The organism is Streptomyces canarius (assembly GCF_014650735.1).
In the GTDB taxonomy this organism is placed as follows: Bacteria; Actinomycetota; Actinomycetes; order Streptomycetales; family Streptomycetaceae; genus Streptomyces; species Streptomyces olivaceoviridis.
Window position 1 is genome coordinate 1 of sequence record NZ_BMVN01000203.1, and the last position, 900, is coordinate 900.

General features: G+C 69.6%; 1 protein-coding gene. It reads right to left on the minus strand.

Going from position 1 to position 900, the window contains the following annotated elements; genetic code table 11:
- On the minus strand, window positions 1-900 hold a 900-nt coding region (locus IE294_RS46880; RefSeq protein WP_194537671.1), incomplete at both ends, for a chitinase.

Genomic DNA, 900 nt, shown 5'->3' on the forward strand with positions numbered 1-900 from the left:
GGTGGTGGTGATGGTGTTGAAGGTGGTCAGGAACTGGTGGTCGTTCTGTTCGGTGCCGCTGCACTCACCGGAGAGGGTGCCCGTGGCGGGGCAGGCCCTGTCCCTGCCCACCGCCCAGAACGACAGTTCCTGGATGCCCTTTTGGACCGCGAAGTCGGCCAGCTGCTTGGCGTCGTCGGCCGTGAACACCTCACCCTGGCTGTCGTTCACCCCGATCATCGGCGTGTTGCCCTCCATCGCCCACAGCTCCGCCTCCGACTTGTGCGGATAGATCTGCCCGAGCTGGCCGTGCAGCGCGGTGGCCGCGTCGATCGCGGCCTGCCCCATGTCCTGCACCGGAGAGCCGTAGTCCATCGTCATGATGTTCACCAGCGCCACCCGCAGCCCGGTGCTCTGCGCGTCCTGGAGCAGTCGCACCCCGCCCGCGTCCAGCCCGTCCTTGCCCGAGGGAAGGGTGAACTGCACCTCCAGACGGCGGCCCTTGGACTCGTACTCCTTCTGCAACGCGGTCAGCGCCTCGTTGCGGCGGTGCACCGAGGCGGTGTCGGCCAGGCCCGCGCCCTCGATGTCCAGGTCGATCCGGGACACACCCAGCGTGTCCACGACCGTGCGGTACTGCTCCTGGAGCGCGTCCACCGAGTCACACGCCTGCCCCAGCTCCGTCCCCGACGCCCCACCGAACGACACGATCACCTCGCCCCCGGAGCCGCGCATTCCCTGCACCGTCGACAGCCAGCCCTCGTCGGTGACCGGCGTCTTGCCGTTGTAGGTCGCCTTGCAGCCCCCGCCGTCCAGCACGAACGCCAGCGTCACGTACCGCAGCCCGGCCGCACGCGCGCCCTCCAGCGCCGACGGCGACTTCCACGTCTCCACGTACGGCGCCGCGAACCGCGACGGGAA